The organism is Fluviicola taffensis DSM 16823, assembly GCF_943372375.1.
In the GTDB taxonomy this organism is placed as follows: Bacteria; Bacteroidota; Bacteroidia; order Flavobacteriales_D; family Crocinitomicaceae; genus Fluviicola; species Fluviicola taffensis_A.
In genome coordinates, this window is record NZ_CALRYJ010000021.1 from 19,732 (window position 1) to 39,382 (window position 19,651).

Below are 19,651 nucleotides of genomic sequence, written 5' to 3' on the forward strand. Positions count from 1 at the left end.
TCACATTTTTGACATGAGTCTTGACGAACAAACTAAAAAAATTGAAGTTTACGGAGCCAGAGAACACAATTTAAAGGATGTCCACCTGGAAATTCCACGAGATAAGCTCGTTGTCTTTACGGGTTTAAGTGGAAGTGGAAAATCATCCTTGGCATTCGATACCATTTTCGCAGAAGGCCAACGGAGGTATATTGAGACTTTCTCCTCTTACGCAAGACAATTCCTTGGTGGAATGGAGCGTCCGGATGTCGATAAGATCAATGGACTGAGTCCTGTCATCTCAATCGAGCAAAAAACCGTTTCAAGAAGTCCACGATCGACAGTTGGAACCATTACGGAAATCTATGACTTCATGCGTTTGCTTTTCGCACGGATTGGAACCGCTTATTCCTATGAAACCGGAGAGAAGATGGTCAAATACTCCGACGACCAGATCACGGATCTGATTATTGAACAATTTGAGGGGAAGAAAGTATTGATCCTCGCTCCGAAAATCAAAGGGCGAAAAGGACATTATCGGGAGCTTTTCGAACAAATTGCCAAAATGGGTTATTCTAAGGCTCGAATTGATGGTGAAATCCAGGAAATCACCAAAGGAATGCGCCTGGATCGCTACAAGATCCACGATATTGAAATTGTAATTGATCGAATCCAGGTAAAGGCGGATGACCGCAAGCGATTATACGATGCCATTACAACCGCCATGAAGCATGGAGGGAAGAGCATGATGATTCAGGAGTTTGACAGCATTCATGTGCGCCATTTCTCCCGCTTATTGATGTGTCCTACAACCGGAATTTCGTATCCCGAACCGGAACCGAATCTATTCTCTTTCAACTCCCCTTATGGAGCATGCCCAACCTGTGTCGGATTGGGTGAGATTTCTGAGATTGACCGCGACAAAGTGATTCCAAACCCCAAATTGAGTATCAAAAAAGGTGGTTTGGCGCCAATTGGTGAATACAAACGCAACTGGTTTTTTGACCGCATCGAATCGTTCCTTCAACAAGAAGGTTACAACATCACTACTCCAATCGAAGATCTTCCGGACGAGTTGGTTCACGTAATTTTGAATGGAAATGAAGGTTTGGAGCAAGGTGCCAAGGAAACCACTATCCAGTTTGAAGGTCTTGGAAACTTTATGGCAAGACATGCCGAGGAAAGTACTGCCGGTATTCAACGCTGGGCTCAAAGTTTCATGAACAAGATTACCTGCCCGGAATGTCATGGAGCACGATTGAAAAAAGAAGCCCTTCATTTCAAGGTCAGTAATAAGACTTTGGGAGAAGTTGCCACTTTGGATATCCAGGAATTGGCTCTTTGGCTGGAGAATATTGAAGATACCCTGAATAACGAACAGCAAGTTATCGGAACTGAAATTCTAAAGGAAATCCGGGCGCGTGTGCGTTTCATCCTGGAAGTCGGTTTGGAATACCTGACACTGCACCGTTCTGCACGAAGTTTATCGGGTGGTGAGGCACAACGCATCCGTTTGGCAACCCAAATCGGATCTGAATTAATGAACGTGTTGTACATCCTGGATGAACCGAGCATCGGATTACACCAACGGGACAATACGCGTCTGATTAATTCCTTGAAACGCTTACGAGATGGAGGAAATTCGGTGATCGTAGTGGAACATGACCGCGAAATGATGGAAGCCGCAGATTTTGTGGTCGACATAGGTCCCGGTGCCGGAGTTCATGGTGGAGAAATTGTCAATGCGGCTCCGTTCGACCAGCTCATTTCAACCGATTCGATCACTACCAAATACTTGCGTGGTGAATTGGAAATTGAAATTCCCAAAAAACGTAGAAAAGGAAACGGGAAAAAACTGGTGCTAAAAGGTGCCACCGGAAATAACCTCCAAAACGTGGATTTAACTATTCCATTGGGAACACTGACTTGTGTCACAGGTGTTTCGGGAAGTGGGAAATCGACCTTGATCAATCATACGCTCTACCCTATTCTGAACGCACACATTTACAACGGAGTGAAGAAACCCATGCCCTACAAGAAAATTGAAGGCTTGGAGCACTTGGATAAAGTGATTGAAATCGATCAAAGTCCGATCGGAAGGACTCCACGAAGCAATCCGGCAACTTACACCAATGTGTTTACGGAAATCCGCTCTCTGTTTGCAGCGCTTCCGGAAGCACAGATCCGTGGATACAAAGCCGGAAGATTCTCCTTCAATGTGGCTGGTGGACGCTGCGACACTTGTGGTGGTGGCGGTTTGAAAGTCATTGAAATGAATTTCCTTCCCGACGTGTATGTGGAATGTGAAACCTGTAATGGAAAGCGCTACAATCGTGAAACATTGGAAGTGCGTTTCAAAGGAAAATCCATCAACGATGTATTGGAAATGACCATCGAAGATGCCGTTGTGTTCTTTGAAAATGTTCCGAAAATACACCGTGTTCTGGAGACATTGAATTCCGTTGGATTAGGTTACATCAAATTAGGTCAGCCTTCCACAACGGTAAGTGGTGGAGAAGCTCAGCGGATTAAATTAGCCGGTGAATTAACCAAACGTGGAACAGGAAATACGATTTATATCCTGGACGAACCAAGTACAGGATTGCATTTCGAAGATATTCGCATGTTGATTGAAGTACTTCAGCGCCTGGTTGATGATGGAAACACCGTTTTGGTCATCGAACACAACCTGGACATTGTAAAAGTGGCCGATCACATCATCGACGTTGGACCGGAAGGTGGTCGAGGTGGAGGAAACATTGTTTGCACCGGAACTCCGGAAGACATCATCAAGAAATATACGGAGGTTTCTCACACGGCGAAATACCTGAAAATGGAGATCGATCACATGGAGAAATTGAGAAAGAATCTAAAGAACTAAAAACGAAGGACAACTCCTGAAGACCAGTTCCCTTCAGTTAGAAAACACATACAAAAAAAGAAGCCCATCGAACAATGTTCGATGGGCTTTTCTACTACAACTTAACCTAACTAACTCTTGCGTAAGAGTGTCTTTGAGTCATGCATGTTTCATTTTGTGAGCAGCATGTTACTCGATATCTTTTTCATTGGTTTGCGCAGTTGTGCAAATCAAGTAGCCCAAGTATCTTTATCCTTTCAAGTATCTTTATCGAAATATAGTATATTAAATATACCCTCGCAAAGGTAGATTCAATCCGATTGCAAAAAAAACACAGTTCTAAGACGATTTAACAAACTGTTAAATTAATTTTAAACTATTTAATTAATTGATTATCAGTATGATAACAATTGATATATCAATGGTAATAAGTTTGAAATAAATTCACGTATTTTATGTAATTTTGTTTTAAAATTCACATTTATTTTATCAGAACACCTGTTTCAGGATATTTCTACATACTTTGAATGGATGCCAATGTCTGATTTGAAACCATTCCGAAACCACCATATTTCGAAGAGCTTGAATTCCGTTGAAATGGAGATCGATCACATGGAGAAATTGTGAAAGAATCCAAAGAAATAAAAACGAAGGACGACTGTCGAGACTAAACATTTCCCGGTTAGAAAGCACAAAAAAAAGAAGCCCATCGAACAGTGTTCAATGGGCTTCTATACTACAACTTAACCTAACTAACTCTTGCGTAAGAGCGTCCTTGAGTCATGCGTGCTTTATTTTATAAGCAGCACGTTACTCGTATCTTTTCCCATTGATTCACTCAATTTAGCGAATCAACCCCCTCAATTCATCATCATCTCAAAAGATTACTCTACGAATGTAGCACATTAAAAACACCCTCACAAGGCTACAAATCAAGCTATACTCAACTCTAAAACGATTCAACGAATCTTTAAGTTATTTTAACCCCCTGAATGTTAGGGTAATAAAATTGATATATCAATTGTGTTTAATTCTAATAAATTCACATTTTATATTCTGAATTTTTTGAAAATTCACATTTATTTTTTGTCAGCACAACTATTCTGTTGTGTTTTTGCTAGCGAAAATGCCCGTATCCATTGAAAACATTCCAAAATCCATACTCGAATTTCGTCTGACCAAACAAGGAATAATAGAAAAGAAGGATTCTAAAGAAATAAAAAAGGGACATCCATACAGACGTCCCTTCATTTTTTAATGATAACTATTCCTTACGAATCCAATAAGTCATTGTTTGAAGTTGCTGCTACTTTGGCATCCACATATCGTGCGCTACCGAAAGCAAGAATCGGCCAGAAAACAACCCCCAGAAGGACCAATCCGACAGTAAAACCTTCGTCTTTCCCAAAGTTTTTAGAAACACTGTTCATGGTCATGATCATGAACACAATATTTGCAAACGGAACAAAATACATTGCCACCCACCAAGTTGGTTTTTTCGCAATTTCCAATAGGATAATCAGGTTATAAACAGGAACAATTGCGGCCCAACCGGGTTTATTTGCTTTTTCATATACTTTCCACATGGAAATGATCATTAGAGCAATTACTCCGAAGTAGATGATAAAGAAGAAAAGTAGTGCGATAATCATAAGTCATTCATTTTAAGTTGAGCCAAATATAGTCTTTTCAACAAATCTCATCCTGAATTCCAATCAGCGAAAAAGGGCAGATACTCAATGGATCCGAATTATAGATGCTGGTCAAAGTTGAATTGCGGATAATTGGGAACATCCATAGTATAACTAACAGGCTTAGTTTTAGACTTCCGTTTAAGCCGGTTAAATCTGTTTTGAACTGGGAATCTGATCTGATTAAAGGACTTCCAGTTGTTTCCATCTGTCCTTCAAAGTATCCAAATCTGTTTAACGTCGATGATTCTAGTAAATTAATCGATACGCATCTTGTTTCAAACGTCTGATTATAAACATTTTAACTATCAAAGTAGTTAAATGAAATTTCTTCCCTTTTTTACTATTTTCTCAACATAAATGCCTTATAAACTATGCAAGGTTCATAATTAATAACTCTCGCTTGGTTAATGGAAGATCAGGAACTTTATTTTTACCGAAATAGCATTTTAGCTACTTAAACCATTCGAATGAACGCAATACGCAAGGACTGGAACGAGATAAAAACAAACGATAGTTGGGCAATTTTCAAGATAATGTCTGAATTTGTAGAGGGATATGAACGCATGGCACGAATAGGTCCATGCATCTCCATTTTCGGATCTGCACGAACCAAAGACGAAAACAAATACTATCAATTGAGTGTAGAAATCGGAGAAAAATTAGCGAAATCCGGTTATGGAATAATTACCGGTGGAGGTCCCGGAATTATGGAGGCTGGAAACAAAGGAGCGCATCAAGGTGGTGGAAAATCTGTTGGATTAAACATTGACTTGCCTTTTGAACAATTCCACAACAAATACGTGGATCGGGGAAGTCTTGTGACTTTTGATTATTTCTTCGTTCGAAAAGTGATTTTTGTAAAATACTCCCAAGGTTTTGTGGTTCTTCCCGGTGGGTTTGGAACAATGGACGAACTATTCGAAGCAATCACATTGATCCAGACAAAGAAAATCACGAAAAGACCGGTTGTTTTGGTCGGTAGAGATTATTGGACGGGATTAGTCGAATGGGTCCAAAAAGTGATGCTTGAAAAGGAGAATAATATTGCCGCGGAAGATATGCGTTTTCTGACGATCGTCGATACAGCGGATGAAGCCGTGAAATACATAGAGGATTTCTATAAAACGCATGATTTGAGTCCGAACTTCTAATTCTACCTTTTTACCATTGCCGTAAAAAGGTAGCTAAAAAGGTCTAGGCGCGGGTAAACCTATCGACCTGTTAGCAGGTCATGACAGAATTTACCATAAACTCAGCGTTCCGCCTCAAACAGCATGGTAAATTTTTCTGTCATTTACTGCACAGGTACCCGATCTTGTTTACCAATGCGCCGACTTTGGAATCTCCAATCTGAATAATTTTCAGCTTCTAAGAAAAAATGCTCCAAAAAGAATATGGATTTAGCTTAACGAGCTGATTATTTTCTTCGCTGCACCTTGATTTTTGGCAAATATTTCAGCTAGTTTTTCATTGATTTGTGCTCTTTTCCCAAGTGCTTCTTCGACTGCTTTCTCAAAACTGAAACTGTCTTCAATCGTGAACGCAACTTCGTGATCCAGGAATAATTGCGCTTCCGGAAAACGGGCATGCTTCGGACCAAAAAAGATAGGAATACCAAAGGCACCCGGCTCCAAAATGTTGTGCAATTTTCCTGTAAATCCACCTCCGATATATGCCAAATCCGCGTACTGATACGCATTGGTCAATTGACCTATTGTGTCCAGAATCAGGATATCCCGGCCCAAATTTTCAAAAGCGGTGTAGTATTCCACCTCATGATCAAATTCTGCCGAGATTTGCTCGATATGCTTGGCTGAAATATCATGCGGCGCAATAATGATCTTAAACTTTTCACGCAACTCAGATAATGCCGGAACAAGAATCTCTTCATCCATTGTCCAGGAACTCCCCAAGATCAGAACGGGTTTTTCGGCTACAAAATTTCGGATAATTTCATTTTCCTGACTCTTTGCCTTTACTGCAAGCATTCGGTCGTAACGCGTATCTCCGGTAACAGTAACCTGGTCGATCCCGATCGAGTTCAATAACTCTTTCGAACGTTGGTCTTGTGTATAAAAATGATCAAACAAACGCAATGCTTTCCGGAAGAAGCCTCCATACCACTTAAAAAACCGGTGACTGGGTCTGAACAAACTGCTTACACCATAGATTTTTGCTCCGTTCCTTCTGGCGCATTTCAGGTGATTGTACCAAAATTCATACTTTACGAAGAATACCATTTGCGGATTGAAGTGATCCACAAATTTTCGGGCCTTGATTTTTGTATCAAGTGGCAGATACAATGCCAAATCCACCTGGTGATCCCGTTTGTTATAGAACTCCATTCCCGAAGGACTGAAGAATGTGACCATCAAGAATGAGTCCGGAAACGCTTCTTTGTATGCATTCATGACAGGAAGTCCCTGATCAAACTCACCCAGTGAGGCACAATGAAACCAAACTACTTTTTTATTTTTGGGAACCTGAAATGATTCAATCGGAATCTGCCTTCCTACAATCCATTTTTTTGCCTTGGCATGAAACCAGGAAGCAAGCCACATCACTACATAAAAACCGCGAATACCAAATCCGTAGAAAAGTCTCATTTACTCAAAATAATAGTCTTTCGGCTTGCGTTTGTAGACAGGGACAAACCATCCAACCTTGAATCCGTATTGCAAATCTAATCGTTGTGCTTTAGAAACCGGCACATCCGGTTGATCAAAAAACACTTCTCTTCTATTGTATGTCAATCCTTCCTGGATATAAAACCCTCCGTAGAAATTTACAAAACCTTGATTCGCCATGAAAGCATAACCAACAAATTGATGGAAATTCAATCCGGTTGTGTATCGGTCATACCCTTTCCTATATTTCAACTCCAATGTCGGAACCACCTGATCTTGTGTCTCCACGCGCGCTTTATATTGCATGTATCCGACTCCTCCGTGAACATAAATCCCGGAGTTTTTATTCGGGCTCAATACCGGAAATACTTTTCCAACCATCGTATTTACGTTGAAGCCTCGCATGTTTACTACGACAATTGCCACATCTCCATTCACATCGTTGATCTGTCCATAAGAATCCGCGAGATTGGATAACATTCCCGGAATTTTCACTTTGTTTCCAAACATGAAATTTCCATCCAGACCATAGACCCAATTTTTAGAGGTTTTATAGCCGGCCATAGCTCCTATGTGATTGATCGCACCAAACCGTTCCTTCAAATCACCACCGGGTGCATTCAGTCCGTAATGGAGAGCAATCCAAGGTGTGGCAATCGCACTGTCCCGAACATTTCTTTGCGCAAACCCCTGAAAATGGGAGAAGATCAGAAAAGCAAGTATAATAGAATTTCTCATGTTTTTAAAGTCTCTCAAAAATAAGGAATTATCGTTGCTTAAAGTTCTAAATTATCGGGAAATGGGTAAATTATCGATTGAACGGATTATTTGAATCGGATTGATTTAGCTGGATTTATTCTGCTGATCAATAAGGACGGGACAAAAAGAACAGCCAGGCAAACACTCAGTGTGATGATGTTCAACAAAGCAATCTTCCAAATATTGAATTCGATCGGAACCGTATTCAAATAGTAGACCTTCGCATCCAACGGGATAATATGGAATTGATATTGAAGCCAACAAAGCCCGATTCCGATTACATTTCCCCAAATCATTCCTTTTAGGATCAGTTGTCCGGTATGAACCAAAAAGACTTTCCGAACGAATAGGTTGCTCGCTCCCATCGCTTTCAGGATTCCGATAAAATTGGTTCTGACCAGGATCAGGACAAGCAAAGCAGAACCCATATTGACAATTCCGATAATCAACATGAGGATCAATACAATGGCCAAGTTCACATCCAGAAAACTCAGCCAAACAAATAAATCAGCCTGATTATCCTTGATACTGTTCACTTTCACCTGTTGCCTGAAATCAGGATTGAATTCCACCGCCTTCTTAATCTTGTATTTTTGATTTTTAATATCTGAAAAGTCAGCCACGCTCAATTCATACGACCCGATATATTCCCGGTACGAACCATGTCCGGGAAAGGACTCCAATTCCACTTTTTTCGCACCTGCGTCCAATTCATAGTGAAGGCCATCCTGACTCAGGAATTTCTTTTTCAAATTCCCTTCCGGATCAAGTTTGAATACACATGGAGCTGGTTTATTCCCGTGCACTTTTATTTCCAAATAAGCGGTATCGGGAATCGCCGTTTCACTTTTTGCATGTTCCAAACTCCCACTTGGCTCATCTAGAAATGTCCAATAATCCGATGCTACCAGTTTGATAATCGTATCTTTTGTTGGACAGATGGTAAATCCGGCATAGCGTTCATACCCTTTCCCCCAATCGTAGCGGTAATTCCCATTTCCTCCGGAAACCTGGGCCCGAATAACCAATTCACCATCAGCAAGTGTATCATCCACGGTAATCTCCGCAACAATTCCCCAATCATTCAATTGTTGAACCTGTGGCAAATAACAGAAAACCAATTCTTTATCAAAATCTTCCAACCCTGTTTCGTAAATTCCAACGATTTGAAATTGCCGTTGAATGGGTTTCTGTTTCACGAAATAAGCGTTGATGGTATCTCCCAGTTTGTAATGCAAATCACTTGCAATGCGTTTGGAAATCAGTACTTCAGTGGAAGACGGATCTTTGAAGGTCGGAAGTTCTCCTTCTTTCAGGTAGGATTTAAAAAAAGACCAATCGTAATTTTTATCAACACCTTTTAAGACAACTCCAAGAATCTCTTTTTGAGTCACACCTCCTCGAGACTGAAGTAATGCAGGTTTATAAGCAACTGATTGAACATGAGTTACACCCTCAACCCTGCTAAGTGTTTGTTCAAATTTTTCGCTCTTCATGAGTGGAGAAGATTCCATTAAAGAAATTTCTCCTGACTTCTGGATGGAGATATGTGAACCAAAACCTATAACTTTACGGCTCACTTCTTGTTGGAATCCTTCAACCACTGCAATTGTGACGATGTTTACAACCATTGCAAGCGAAATACTCAAAATAGCAATTCTCGTAATTGGTTTTGCTGCTTTTTTATTGCCTTGCAATGAGTCATCCGTAACAGCTTGTTTACGTTGAAGTTTTTTAGCGATGAAATAGATATAATTCCAATTATTACTCATGCGAATACGAAAGTACATAAAGCTTTTGGCGTTGAAAAGTATTATTTTGCTTTTCCTGGCTTCATGTGCCACAAATAAAAAGAGTTCAAATCCTCCGATAAAAACTACGAACCAAGATAAAGCAACCGAATATCCGGTCATTCAACCCATTGATGACGAGATCAAATACGATGCTTATGGAGTGGAAAAACTTCCCAACCTGCAACTTGGAAACGGTCGGATGGATTTGTATCTGGATTCGTTAAGAGGAAAGCGAGTGGCCATTGTTGCCAATCAATCTTCCACTTTGGGAGAGGATCATTTGGTCGATACTTTGTTGGCTCTTGGAATTCAAATCCAAAAGGTTTTTGCTCCGGAACATGGATTTCGCGGAACAGCTGATGCTGGTGAAAAAGTATGGAGTCACAAAGATCCGGTAACCGGTTTACCCATCGTTTCACTTTACGGAAGCAATAAAAAACCACGAGCGGACCAATTGTGGGATGTGGATATCGTTTTGTTTGATATCCAGGATGTGGGAGTTCGCTTCTACACTTATATTTCTACTTTGCATTACGTCATGGAAGCTTGCGCAGAGAATAACAAGCCTTTGATCGTATTGGATCGCCCGAATCCGAATGCACATTATGTAGACGGACCATTATTGGAAAAAGACCAGACATCCTTTATCGGAATGCATCCTGTTCCCATCGTTTACGGAATGACGATCGGTGAATATGCTTTAATGGTCAACGGAGAATTCTGGCTGCACAATGATGTGACCTGTCAGATGTATATCGTTCCATGCCGCAATTACACGCACAAAACGAAGTTTGAAATCGCCATCCCGCCTTCGCCGAACCTTCGGACAGATTTGGCGATCAATTTGTACCCGAGCTTGTGTTTTTTCGAAGCTACAACAGTAAGTATCGGAAGAGGAACAGAACGCCCGTTTGAACTATTCGGACATCCCAGCTTCCGCACGACCGGATTCACCTTTGTTCCTATGCCAACTACCGGAGCAAAAGATCCCTTGTGGCAAAACCGTACCTGTAACGGGTATGATTTACGGGCTGGTCAAAACAAACGAATGTATGAAATCAACCTGAATTGGCTGATCAATGCGCGTGACCAATTGGGAGACAGTATCGATTTTATCAATCAACGCAACTTTTTCGACCGCCTGGCCGGCACCTCTCAACTTCGGGCTCAATTAAAAGCCGGAATGGGCGCCAAAGAGATTAAGGAAACCTGGAAAACGGGAATTCAGGAATTTTTGAAAATCCGGCAAAAATATTTGATTTATAGATGATTTAAAAAAGTAGGGGCGGAAAATTTTCCGCCCCTACTTTTTTATTTGTAATTATTTATTTGATTGCTCCACTTTTTTAGCGCCTTCCAATACGGTTTCTTTCATCGATTCCATATAATCCGTCAGTTTTTTCTGCAAATCCATGTTTGTTGCTCCGAGGATTTTTGCAGCCAGGATCCCCGCATTTTTCGCCCCGTTGATTGCCACTGTTGCAACCGGAATTCCATTGGGCATCTGAACGATGGAAAGCAAACTGTCCCATCCGTCGATGGAATTGCTGGATTTGATCGGAACACCAATAACCGGAAGCGGTGTCAGACTCGCAGTCATTCCGGGTAAGTGCGCTGCCCCCCCGGCTCCGGCAATAATCACCTGGACTCCTCTTGAAGAGGCGGTTTTCGCATATTCGAACATGCGTTCAGGAGTTCTGTGAGCAGAAACGATGGTTAACTCATAAGCTATTCCAAACTCTTTTAAAATATCTGCAGCGTCTTGCATAATTGGCAGGTCTGAAGTGCTGCCCATGATAATTCCAACCATTTCTGTCTAATTTGTTTGCAAATCTAACGATTATTAGACTTCGTTGAAAACTATTCCCTCATTGTGGAGTATTTTCGCGCCTTTTTATTGATTTTTCTTTTAGTTTTGACCCTTCGTCCAACTTACATTATGAATAAATCAATACTCCTATTTGTGTGCACCATTTTCCTTCATTGGAGCTCACAACTACAAGCACAAACTACTTTTTTAACGGATAATTTCGAAGGAGCATTTGCATGGAACACTGTAAGTACTTCAGGTCCGAATCAATGGGTTCAGGGGAATTGCACAAGCAATGGAGGAAATTCAGCTTTATACATCACTTCCGGGGGAATTACAAACGATTGTACTCCAACAGGGATCCAACATTACGGATACACCAATGCAAGTTCCGGAACGGAAACAGCAATTGTTTACCGGTCTGTAAATGCAACGTGCTTTACATCCATCAATGTTCTTGCAGAAATTCAGGTAGAGGGTGAAAGCGGATTGGATTATCTGGAACTGGTTTGCAGCACCAATTCGGGAGCAACCTGGACACCTGTTTCAACACAATTAGTCGCAAATGCTACCTATTCCGGATTCAGTCAATTACTCCCGGGAAGTTTCGATAACACCACTTTCTGGATCGGTTTCCGCTTTACTTACAATAATTCGAATATTGGGAATAAAGCTCCTGCAATAGACAATTTCAGAATCCAGGGAACTTCCAGCGATGTGACTCCACCGACCATTACCTGTCCATCACCTGCTGCCGTTTATTCGGATCAGTTTTGTGACTTCACATTGATTGATTATGCCGCTTTAGCCACTGTGAATGATGCCTGTGGAATCATTTCAACGGTTCAATCACCAGCTATAGGAACGAGTGTAGGTTCCAATACACTAATTACATTGCAAGCTACGGATCCGTCCGGAAATTCTTCAAGTTGTAATTTCACCTTGACGGTAATTGACACCGTTGCACCAAAAGCTACCTGTATCGCTTTGGATTCAGTATATGCATCTGTTTCCTGCACGGCTATTGTTCCGAACATTGTCCCGACAGTTACAGTGGACGAATTTTGTACTCCCGCAAGTTCTTTGATCTTTAATCAGACTCCGGCAGCCGGAACTGTCATGACAGCTACCCAAAATGTGTTTGTTACAGTAACCGACCTTGCAGGAAATGTGGGCGGTTGTTTCACTCACATGTTGTTCTTTGACACCATTTCACCGACCATCACTTGTCCGGCTAACCAAACTGTTTCGACAAACAATGGCTGTACTTATGATATTGCCAGTTTCACCTCACAAGCAACTGTAATAGACAATTGTTCAACGGTATTTTTATTGAACCAAAGTCCGGCAGTTGGAAACTCACTACCAATCGGAATACACTCCATCACCATTCAGACAATTGATCAAGATGGAAATGCACAGGTTTGTCAATTTAACCTGACAGTGCAGGACGGAACATTGCCAATCATCAATTGTCCGGCAACACTCACAGTTCCGGTAAACAATCAATGTTTGGCGGTCGTGGGGAATTTAGTTCCATTAGTATCCGCAACCGACAACTGTACTGCAAGCAACCAATTGGTGTTTGCACAAAATAAGCCCGTCAATCTGATCTTTGCTGATTCCATTACGGTTCTGATGACTGCTGTCGATTTAAACGGAAATATTGGAAGTTGTTCCATTTTTGTAATCGCAATTGATACACTTGCACCTGTTGTCACTTGTTTAAGCGACACTAGCTTATCAGTTTCAGGAACGTGTTCCATGACAGTTCCGAATTTATTGGGAATGCACAGTGCAGTTGACAATTGTACTCCTTCCAACCTGCTTACCTTTTCACAAAATCCACTTCCGGGAACAGTCATTACAAACCCTGTCGGGATTGTGATCTCTTATACGGATACTTCGGGAAATATCGGTACCTGTATGACGCAAGTGATTCCGATCGAATCCATCAATCCTACAATCACCTGTCCTTCCGCTCAAACATGGAATAACGGAATTACTTGTTATGCACTTATTCCTGATTTGACGGCACTTGCAACCGTAACTGATAACTGTACGGGGTATTCTTTAACGCAACAACCGGTTGCCGGAACGAACTTAATTTCCGGAACCCATATCGTAACCATTACCGTAACTGATCTGGCTGGAAATACATCTTCTTGTAACACCACTTTCACCATCATTGAAAATCAGGCTCCTACTATTTCATGTCCCGGGAACATTTCAACGTGTAACCCACTTATCACTTATTCCAATCCGACCGGATCGGACAACTGTTATTTCACTATTTCCCAAACAGATTTGTCGGGGCTTTCATCCGGAGATATCTTCCCGATCGGAACAACTACTCAGACTTATCAGATTGAAGATTCTTCCGGGAACACCAGTTCCTGTTCGTTCACAGTACAGGTTCTTCTTTATCCGGACACTGCATTTATTCCGAACAGCTTAATCTACCTTTGCGATACCTATACGACAAGTATCCAGGCTCAGGCAATCCAATCGGGAACCGGTTCCTGGAATGTATTGACCGGAACGGGAACACTCATGAATGCAACTGCACTTCAGACAACCGTGCAAAATCTTTCTCCGGGTTCAAATACCATTGAATGGGTAGTCACTTCCCCTACTTGCGGTTCAAGAAGAGATACGGTACAAATTGTCGTGAACATGCCGCCATCTCAGGCTGTTTTACAAGATTCAATGTATGCCTGTGCAGCCACCAGCTTCATCATTCAGGCAAATACCCCACTCATTGGTCAAGGAACCTGGTCGAGCGATGCAGGTATTACTTTCAACAATATTCATGCTCCGGTAGCAACCGTTCTTTCAATTCCTGACGGATATCATACCTTGTATTGGACTATTTCCACAAATGGGTGCCCAAGTACAGTAGATAGCAGCGTTATCTATGCTCCGATAACTGCGCAAGTCCTTACGAATGACACGACACTTTGTGTAAATCAACTTCCGATTTCCATCTATGGAAATCAGCCCGGAAGCGACCAGGCCACCTATTGGATTGAACTTTCAGGTACAGGAACATTGACAAATAAATACAATCCGAACACACAGTTGACGGCTGCAGCACCCGGCGATTTAGTTCTGCTTTACATGCATACACATGATTTCTGTGGACCAACTAAGGATACCTTGCGAATTCATTTGAATAATTGTGGTGAAAGCACTTTTGATGTACCAACAGTCTTTACACCGAATAACGATGGAGACAACGACCAGTTCATCATTCCGAACCTGCATGAAACCTATCCGGATTGTAAGGTCATGATTATTAATCGCTGGGGATCCAAGGTTTTTGAATCAACGGGATATGGTGAACCTTGGGATGGAACATTCAAAGGAGATGATCTTCCGCTCGGGACTTATTTCTACGAAATTGTTTCACCGAATGGTGATTTCACGACAATCAAAGGGTCAATCAGTATTATCCGTTAATCCCATCAATCATGAAAAAATTAATAATCATCCCGTTTATTTCAGTTGTAGGATTAGCATTCGGACAACAGGATATTCAATTTACACAAACTGCTTCTTCTCCTTTTTTAGTAAACCCGGCAGCGGGCGGCCTGATGAATGTAGCTGAAGTTGTTCTCGGAAATCGCTTGCAATATGCCGGTGTTGATGGAAGACCCATGACCACTTTTGCAGGGATCCAAAGCATGGTTCGATTCAAGAAGCGCAAATCAAAAGCATTGTTGAATGAATTGTCTTCAATCGGACAAACTTTTTACAGCACACCTCAGAGAACTGTTGCATACAAACAAGTAGCCGGTCTGACATTTATTAATGACGTGATCGGACCATTTACACGGACAAGTGTGAAAGCAAACCTCGGAGTACATATTCCATTATCCCAAAAATTGAATGCCGGTATCGGACTTGGCGTAGGTTGGTCCAATTTTGGAATTGACAATTCCAAAGTTACCCTTGGAACAGCCAATGATAAAGCTTATGCAAATTACATTGGAATCTCAGCTTCACAGAATTACCTGGACGCACAAGCCGGTTTGGTTGTTTACAATGACCGTTTGCTTGTCAGTGTTAGCGGAAGCCAGGTCTTTAACAATAAAATGCGTCTGAGTGATGTAACGACGGCAAGTACCTTCCAACCGCATCTTTTCGCATTGGCAAGTTACCGGTTTGATTTAGGGAAAAACTATGGGCTGGAACCGATTGTTCAATTCAGATCGGCAAAGCATGCTCCTATCAGTTACGACATTGCCATGCGCTTACATTATATGCGTATGGGTTGGGTGAGTCTTTCTTACAGAAGACAATCTTCGATCGGAGTAGGTTTCGGTATCAACCTGCTTGCACGCTTCAATGCTTCCTATTCATTTGAATTCGGGAACGGGGTTACCGAAAAATTTGGAAATACTTCCCACGAGGTACGACTCGGTTTCATCTTCGGTCACAAACGAAATATGAATAAGGAATTCAAGCAAGATGAAAAGGCAGAGCCAGTGCCGGAAGAAACGAAACCGGAAGAAACACACTAACTTCCCGACAAACCGGGGAATCCGAATTTGATAAAAACCGAAAGAATAAATGCTAATTTTCAAGTATTGCTAATTTTGTAAAAAAGTACACATACTATGCGTCCGTTTTATTTATTGCTTAAGCTATCTTTAAATATTTCATTCAGACTCTTTTACAAACGATTTCTTGTATTAAACAAACACAAAGAGCTATTCGGCAGCACGATTTACGTGAGTAATCATCCGAATTCTTTCATGGATCCAATCCTGATTGGTTCATTGAACCGACCTATCGTGCACTTTATGACGCGTTCGGATGTATTTGTCTGGTGGTTAAAACCTATTCTCTGGTCAGCACATATGCTACCGATCTTTCGCCAACAAGACGGAACAGATACTAAAGGAAAAAATACCGATGTTTTCAATAAAGTGAATTCCTCTCTTAGAAAAGGAAGAAATATTTTGATCTTTGGGGAAGGATTTACCGATGACACCCCCATCAGAGGATTAAAGCCAGTTAAGAAAGGACCTATCCGAATGGGATTCGGGGCATTGGAATCCATTAATTGGAGCAAGAATATTTACATTTCCGGAATTGGGGTCAGTTATACCGATCGAAATACGATGGGTTCTGAATTCGTACTCGATAATGGTCCGAAAATCTGCCTGAACGATTACAAACAAAGCTATCTGGAAAATCCAAGTAAGGTCATCAATGAGGTAACCAGAATCGTTGAAAAAAACATGCAGGATTGCATTGTTTATGTAGCGAAACCGGCAAGATATTCCCTGTTAGAAGGAATCATGCAAATCACCCGAAAAGGATATAATAACCTGAATCACGATGATCATATTCCGTTGTTAAAACGTTGGAATTATTCCAAAGAATTGGCAACCTGGATCAATCAGAACGTGACAGATGAAAGCACAGAAATCCTGGCACTTCAAAAGGATCTGGATGCTTACTTCAACCTGGAAAAACGAATGAAAGTTCAGGACCGGTTCGTCCTTGCAAAGAAAGATCCGGAATTAGTAAGTCCGCTGAATAACTGGCTTTACCTCATCCTGATGTGGCCTTTTGCAATAGTCGGATTCATGCATGGTTTCATTCCGTATATCATTTCCAAAAAAGTGACGGAGAAAATTATGAAACGTAAAGTTTTCTGGGGTTCTGTAAAAATGATGATGGCTAAGATCATCGGTTCGATCTACAACATTCCAATTATCGTTTTGGTCACCAAATGGTACCTGCCTCATTGGTCTTTGGGAATCCTATATTATTTCCTTATCCCCGTATTATGGCGTTTAAGCTATGAATATGCGCATCAATTCAAGGAAATTCAGATCAAACGAAAAATGAAATCCGTGGATCTGTCGAAATTTGTAGAGAAGCGTGCTGAGTTGGAGGAACGCATCAAGAGATTGATCCCTATTGCTTAAATAGAATACATTTTTCACTTGACTTGCATCCTTTTTAGCTAAAGGAAAATTTCACTTAAATAGTATTTGGAAATTTGAGAATTCACAAATTCGTGTGTTCGCAAAGATACGAACAGATTTAATGATAAACTATTGATTTTAAGCCAACTGAAAAAAATTAACCAACCAATTTTCTTCCCAAATAAACCATCAAAATACAGAAGATTACTGAAATCAAAATGTTCAAAATGGCAATGAGCAACTGCCCTCGTTCCATGAGTTCCAGATTCTCCTTGGCAAAGGTCGAAAACGTACTGAATCCACCACAGATTCCAATAATCCAAAAAGCTTGAAAGGATTCAGCATTCGTGGGTTTCATTTTCATCATCAAAACCAAAAAAACGCCAACTAATAACGATGCAATCAGATTGGAAGCCAGTGTAGCGATTGGAAAAACGGATTTTGGAAATTGGTGAATGAGACGGGTCAATCCGAAACGCAAGATCGCTCCGATTCCTCCACCTAAGAAAACATAAACCACACTCATTCTGATTCCGTTTTATTTGCGAAAAACCGCTTATAAATCTTCCAAAATACAAAAGCCCAGAGAACTCCCCAAACAATTCCACAAAGTACATCCGACAAATAATGCATCGTCAGATAGATCCTGCTTAGCCCGATTAATGCCACACAGAAGATCAGAATCCATTTCAGATTCGGATAGAATTTGCGCAGGAAGAACCAACTGAAGAGTGCTACAGCAGCATTGTTAGATGCATGAGAGGAAAAGAAACCATATCTACCTCCAAGGTATGTATGCCCATCTTCCATGTAATAATGCAGGTGTTTTTCCAGCAACAAATTATGGGACGGGCGATAACGCATAATCGTATCCTTGAAAAAGAAAGTGGTCGTACTATCTACTATCCCAATCATCAACAAAGCCATTCCCAAGAATATAACCATTGTTTTTGTGCCGTAATTCTTCCAGATAAAATAACTGAGAAGCAGATAAAACGGAATCCATGTTGCTGTCTTTGTGACATACCAGAAGAATTGATCCAGGAATGGTGTATTCCAACCATTCACTGCAAGAACAATACTTCTATCAATGGATTCCAGGTAATCAAACATGGTTCAAATGCTTCCAGATCATGTCTTTTAATTCTGTTAAGCCTTGTTGAGCCACTGAAGAAATGAAGACATAAGGTATTTTGGGTAAATCTTTACGAATTGCTTCCGTTAACTCATCATCCAGCATATCCGACTTGGTAATTGCCAACAAGCGTTCCTTGTGCAATAACTCCGGATTGTACTGCTTCAATTCATTGAGCAACAGTTTGTATTCTGCATGAATATCGTCTGCATCTGCAGGAATCATAAAGAGCAAACAAGAGTTGCGTTCGATGTGACGTAAAAATCGCAAGCCCAAACCTTTCCCCTCATGTGCTCCTTCAATAATTCCAGGAATATCAGCCATAACGAATGAACGATAATCACGGTATTTCACAATTCCAAGATTCGGACGAAGGGTTGTAAAAGGGTAATCGCCAATTTCAGGTTTTGCTGAAGACAATACGGAAAGCAGGGTACTTTTTCCTGCATTCGGTTTTCCAACCAAACCGATATCAGCCAAAATTTTCATCTCCAGAACCATCCAACTCTCAATTCCGGGTTCTCCCGGCTGAGCGAAACGAGGTGTCTGATAAGTGGATGATTTGAAATGATCGTTTCCTAAACCACCGCGACCTCCCGGAACCAAAATTTTCTCTTCCCCATCTTCGGTGATTTCGAAAAGCACTTCTCCTGTCTCGGCATCTTTCGCCAAGGTTCCAAGTGGAACTTCGATGTATTTATCCTGACCCTGAGAGCCCTTTTGCAACTGACCCGAACCATGTTCACCATGACCGGCTTTCATATGCTTTTGGAATTTCAGATGAAGTAAAGTCCACAATTGCTTGTTTCCGCGAAGAATAATATGACCACCGCGTCCTCCATCTCCACCATCCGGTCCTCCCTGCGGAATATACTTTTCACGTCGAAAATGCGCAGATCCACCGCCTCCATTTCCTGAAGTACAGTGAATTTTTACATAGTCAACAAAGTTATCTGATGCCATTTTTTATCTCCTTTATTTGAAAAAACGAAACTTCATTAGACTTGAAAACCGCACTCTATTCGAATGCGGTTAACGTTCAAGCGAGT

At 41.2% G+C, this 19,651-nt stretch carries 14 protein-coding genes; 6 read left to right on the forward strand and 8 right to left on the reverse strand.

Annotated elements, in window-relative coordinates; translation table 11 throughout:
• The first annotated feature begins 13 nt into the window (after positions 1 to 13).
• Entirely contained in the window at positions 14 to 2,860 is a 2,847-nt protein-coding gene (uvrA, locus tag AAG807_RS19240) for an excinuclease ABC subunit UvrA (protein ID WP_341907647.1), read from the forward strand.
• Positions 2,861 to 4,110: 1,250 nt separating this feature from the next.
• On the opposite strand, the gene AAG807_RS19245 is transcribed toward uvrA, so the two are convergent.
• Positions 4,111 to 4,491 carry a DUF5684 domain-containing protein gene (locus tag AAG807_RS19245; RefSeq protein ID WP_341907650.1) on the reverse strand — a complete coding sequence of 127 codons (381 nt, stop codon included), beginning with the start codon at positions 4,489 to 4,491 and terminating at the stop codon, positions 4,111 to 4,113.
• Between the two features lie 509 nt (positions 4,492 to 5,000).
• Between AAG807_RS19245 and AAG807_RS19250 the strand changes: the two genes are divergently transcribed.
• Complete coding sequence (locus AAG807_RS19250) at positions 5,001 to 5,684, forward strand: TIGR00730 family Rossman fold protein (protein WP_341907653.1); 684 nt, start codon at positions 5,001 to 5,003, stop codon at positions 5,682 to 5,684.
• A gap of 249 nt (positions 5,685 to 5,933) precedes the next feature.
• Here the strand turns inward: AAG807_RS19250 and AAG807_RS19255 are convergent, their stop codons facing one another.
• The 3 genes from AAG807_RS19255 to AAG807_RS19265 form a co-directional block, all read right to left on the reverse strand.
• On the reverse strand, positions 5,934 to 7,139 hold the full coding sequence (locus AAG807_RS19255; protein WP_341907656.1) for a glycosyltransferase N-terminal domain-containing protein: 1,206 nt from the start codon (positions 7,137 to 7,139) through the stop codon (positions 5,934 to 5,936).
• The gene (locus tag AAG807_RS19260) at positions 7,140 to 7,898 is read right to left on the reverse strand and encodes a hypothetical protein (RefSeq protein ID WP_341907658.1); all 759 of its coding nucleotides are present in this window, start codon (positions 7,896 to 7,898) and stop codon (positions 7,140 to 7,142) included. It lies immediately after the preceding gene.
• Positions 7,899 to 7,984: 86 nt separating this feature from the next.
• Positions 7,985 to 9,709 carry an ABC transporter permease gene (locus tag AAG807_RS19265; RefSeq protein WP_341907661.1) on the reverse strand — a complete coding sequence of 575 codons (1,725 nt, stop codon included), beginning with the start codon at positions 9,707 to 9,709 and terminating at the stop codon, positions 7,985 to 7,987.
• Between AAG807_RS19265 and AAG807_RS19270 the strand changes: the two genes are divergently transcribed.
• A complete protein-coding gene (locus tag AAG807_RS19270; protein ID WP_341907664.1) occupies positions 9,690 to 10,982 on the forward strand; it encodes a DUF1343 domain-containing protein in 1,293 nt (430 codons plus the stop codon). The genes AAG807_RS19265 and AAG807_RS19270 overlap by 20 nt on opposite strands.
• Before the next feature lie 51 nt (positions 10,983 to 11,033).
• Here the strand turns inward: AAG807_RS19270 and purE are convergent, their stop codons facing one another.
• Complete coding sequence (gene purE, locus AAG807_RS19275; RefSeq protein WP_341907667.1) at positions 11,034 to 11,522, reverse strand: 5-(carboxyamino)imidazole ribonucleotide mutase; 489 nt, start codon at positions 11,520 to 11,522, stop codon at positions 11,034 to 11,036.
• 129 nt (positions 11,523 to 11,651) lie between these two features.
• Between purE and AAG807_RS19280 the strand changes: the two genes are divergently transcribed.
• From AAG807_RS19280 to AAG807_RS19290, 3 genes are all read left to right on the forward strand, one after another.
• Positions 11,652 to 14,984 (forward strand): HYR domain-containing protein, encoded by a 3,333-nt coding sequence (locus AAG807_RS19280; protein WP_341907670.1) that lies wholly within the window; start codon positions 11,652 to 11,654, stop codon positions 14,982 to 14,984.
• An 11-nt stretch (positions 14,985 to 14,995) separates the two neighbouring features.
• The gene (locus AAG807_RS19285) at positions 14,996 to 16,048 is read left to right on the forward strand and encodes a type IX secretion system membrane protein PorP/SprF (RefSeq protein WP_341907673.1); all 1,053 of its coding nucleotides are present in this window, start codon (positions 14,996 to 14,998) and stop codon (positions 16,046 to 16,048) included.
• Between the two features lie 96 nt (positions 16,049 to 16,144).
• A complete protein-coding gene (locus tag AAG807_RS19290) occupies positions 16,145 to 17,467 on the forward strand; it encodes a 1-acyl-sn-glycerol-3-phosphate acyltransferase (protein WP_341907675.1) in 1,323 nt (440 codons plus the stop codon).
• A 157-nt stretch (positions 17,468 to 17,624) separates the two neighbouring features.
• On the opposite strand, the gene crcB is transcribed toward AAG807_RS19290, so the two are convergent.
• The 3 genes from crcB to obgE are packed head-to-tail and all read right to left on the reverse strand — an operon-like array spanning position 17,625 to position 19,565.
• The gene (gene crcB, locus AAG807_RS19295; protein WP_341907677.1) at positions 17,625 to 17,993 is read right to left on the reverse strand and encodes a fluoride efflux transporter CrcB; all 369 of its coding nucleotides are present in this window, start codon (positions 17,991 to 17,993) and stop codon (positions 17,625 to 17,627) included.
• Complete coding sequence (locus AAG807_RS19300; protein ID WP_341907679.1) at positions 17,990 to 18,580, reverse strand: phosphatase PAP2 family protein; 591 nt, start codon at positions 18,578 to 18,580, stop codon at positions 17,990 to 17,992. The genes crcB and AAG807_RS19300 overlap by 4 nt, the downstream gene beginning before the upstream one ends.
• On the reverse strand, positions 18,573 to 19,565 hold the full coding sequence (gene obgE, locus AAG807_RS19305) for a GTPase ObgE (protein WP_341907681.1): 993 nt from the start codon (positions 19,563 to 19,565) through the stop codon (positions 18,573 to 18,575). The genes AAG807_RS19300 and obgE overlap by 8 nt, the downstream gene beginning before the upstream one ends.
• Positions 19,566 to 19,651: the final 86 nt, after the last annotated feature.

Excerpts from the sequence above, each read along its gene's own strand:
- uvrA (WP_341907647.1), top strand. The coding sequence starts at position 14 with ATGAGTCTTGACGAACAAACTAAAAAAATTGAAGTTTACGGAGCCAGA.
- AAG807_RS19245 (WP_341907650.1), bottom strand. The coding sequence starts at position 4,491 with ATGATTATCGCACTACTTTTCTTCTTTATCATCTACTTCGGAGTAATT.
- AAG807_RS19250 (WP_341907653.1), top strand. The coding sequence starts at position 5,001 with ATGAACGCAATACGCAAGGACTGGAACGAGATAAAAACAAACGATAGT.
- AAG807_RS19255 (WP_341907656.1), bottom strand. The coding sequence starts at position 7,139 with ATGAGACTTTTCTACGGATTTGGTATTCGCGGTTTTTATGTAGTGATG.
- AAG807_RS19260 (WP_341907658.1), bottom strand. The coding sequence starts at position 7,898 with ATGAGAAATTCTATTATACTTGCTTTTCTGATCTTCTCCCATTTTCAG.
- AAG807_RS19270 (WP_341907664.1), top strand. The coding sequence starts at position 9,690 with ATGCGAATACGAAAGTACATAAAGCTTTTGGCGTTGAAAAGTATTATT.
- AAG807_RS19265 (WP_341907661.1), bottom strand. The coding sequence starts at position 9,709 with ATGTACTTTCGTATTCGCATGAGTAATAATTGGAATTATATCTATTTC.
- purE (WP_341907667.1), bottom strand. The coding sequence starts at position 11,522 with ATGGTTGGAATTATCATGGGCAGCACTTCAGACCTGCCAATTATGCAA.
- AAG807_RS19280 (WP_341907670.1), top strand. The coding sequence starts at position 11,652 with ATGAATAAATCAATACTCCTATTTGTGTGCACCATTTTCCTTCATTGG.
- AAG807_RS19285 (WP_341907673.1), top strand. The coding sequence starts at position 14,996 with ATGAAAAAATTAATAATCATCCCGTTTATTTCAGTTGTAGGATTAGCA.
- AAG807_RS19290 (WP_341907675.1), top strand. The coding sequence starts at position 16,145 with ATGCGTCCGTTTTATTTATTGCTTAAGCTATCTTTAAATATTTCATTC.
- crcB (WP_341907677.1), bottom strand. The coding sequence starts at position 17,993 with ATGAGTGTGGTTTATGTTTTCTTAGGTGGAGGAATCGGAGCGATCTTG.
- AAG807_RS19300 (WP_341907679.1), bottom strand. The coding sequence starts at position 18,580 with ATGTTTGATTACCTGGAATCCATTGATAGAAGTATTGTTCTTGCAGTG.
- obgE (WP_341907681.1), bottom strand. The coding sequence starts at position 19,565 with ATGGCATCAGATAACTTTGTTGACTATGTAAAAATTCACTGTACTTCA.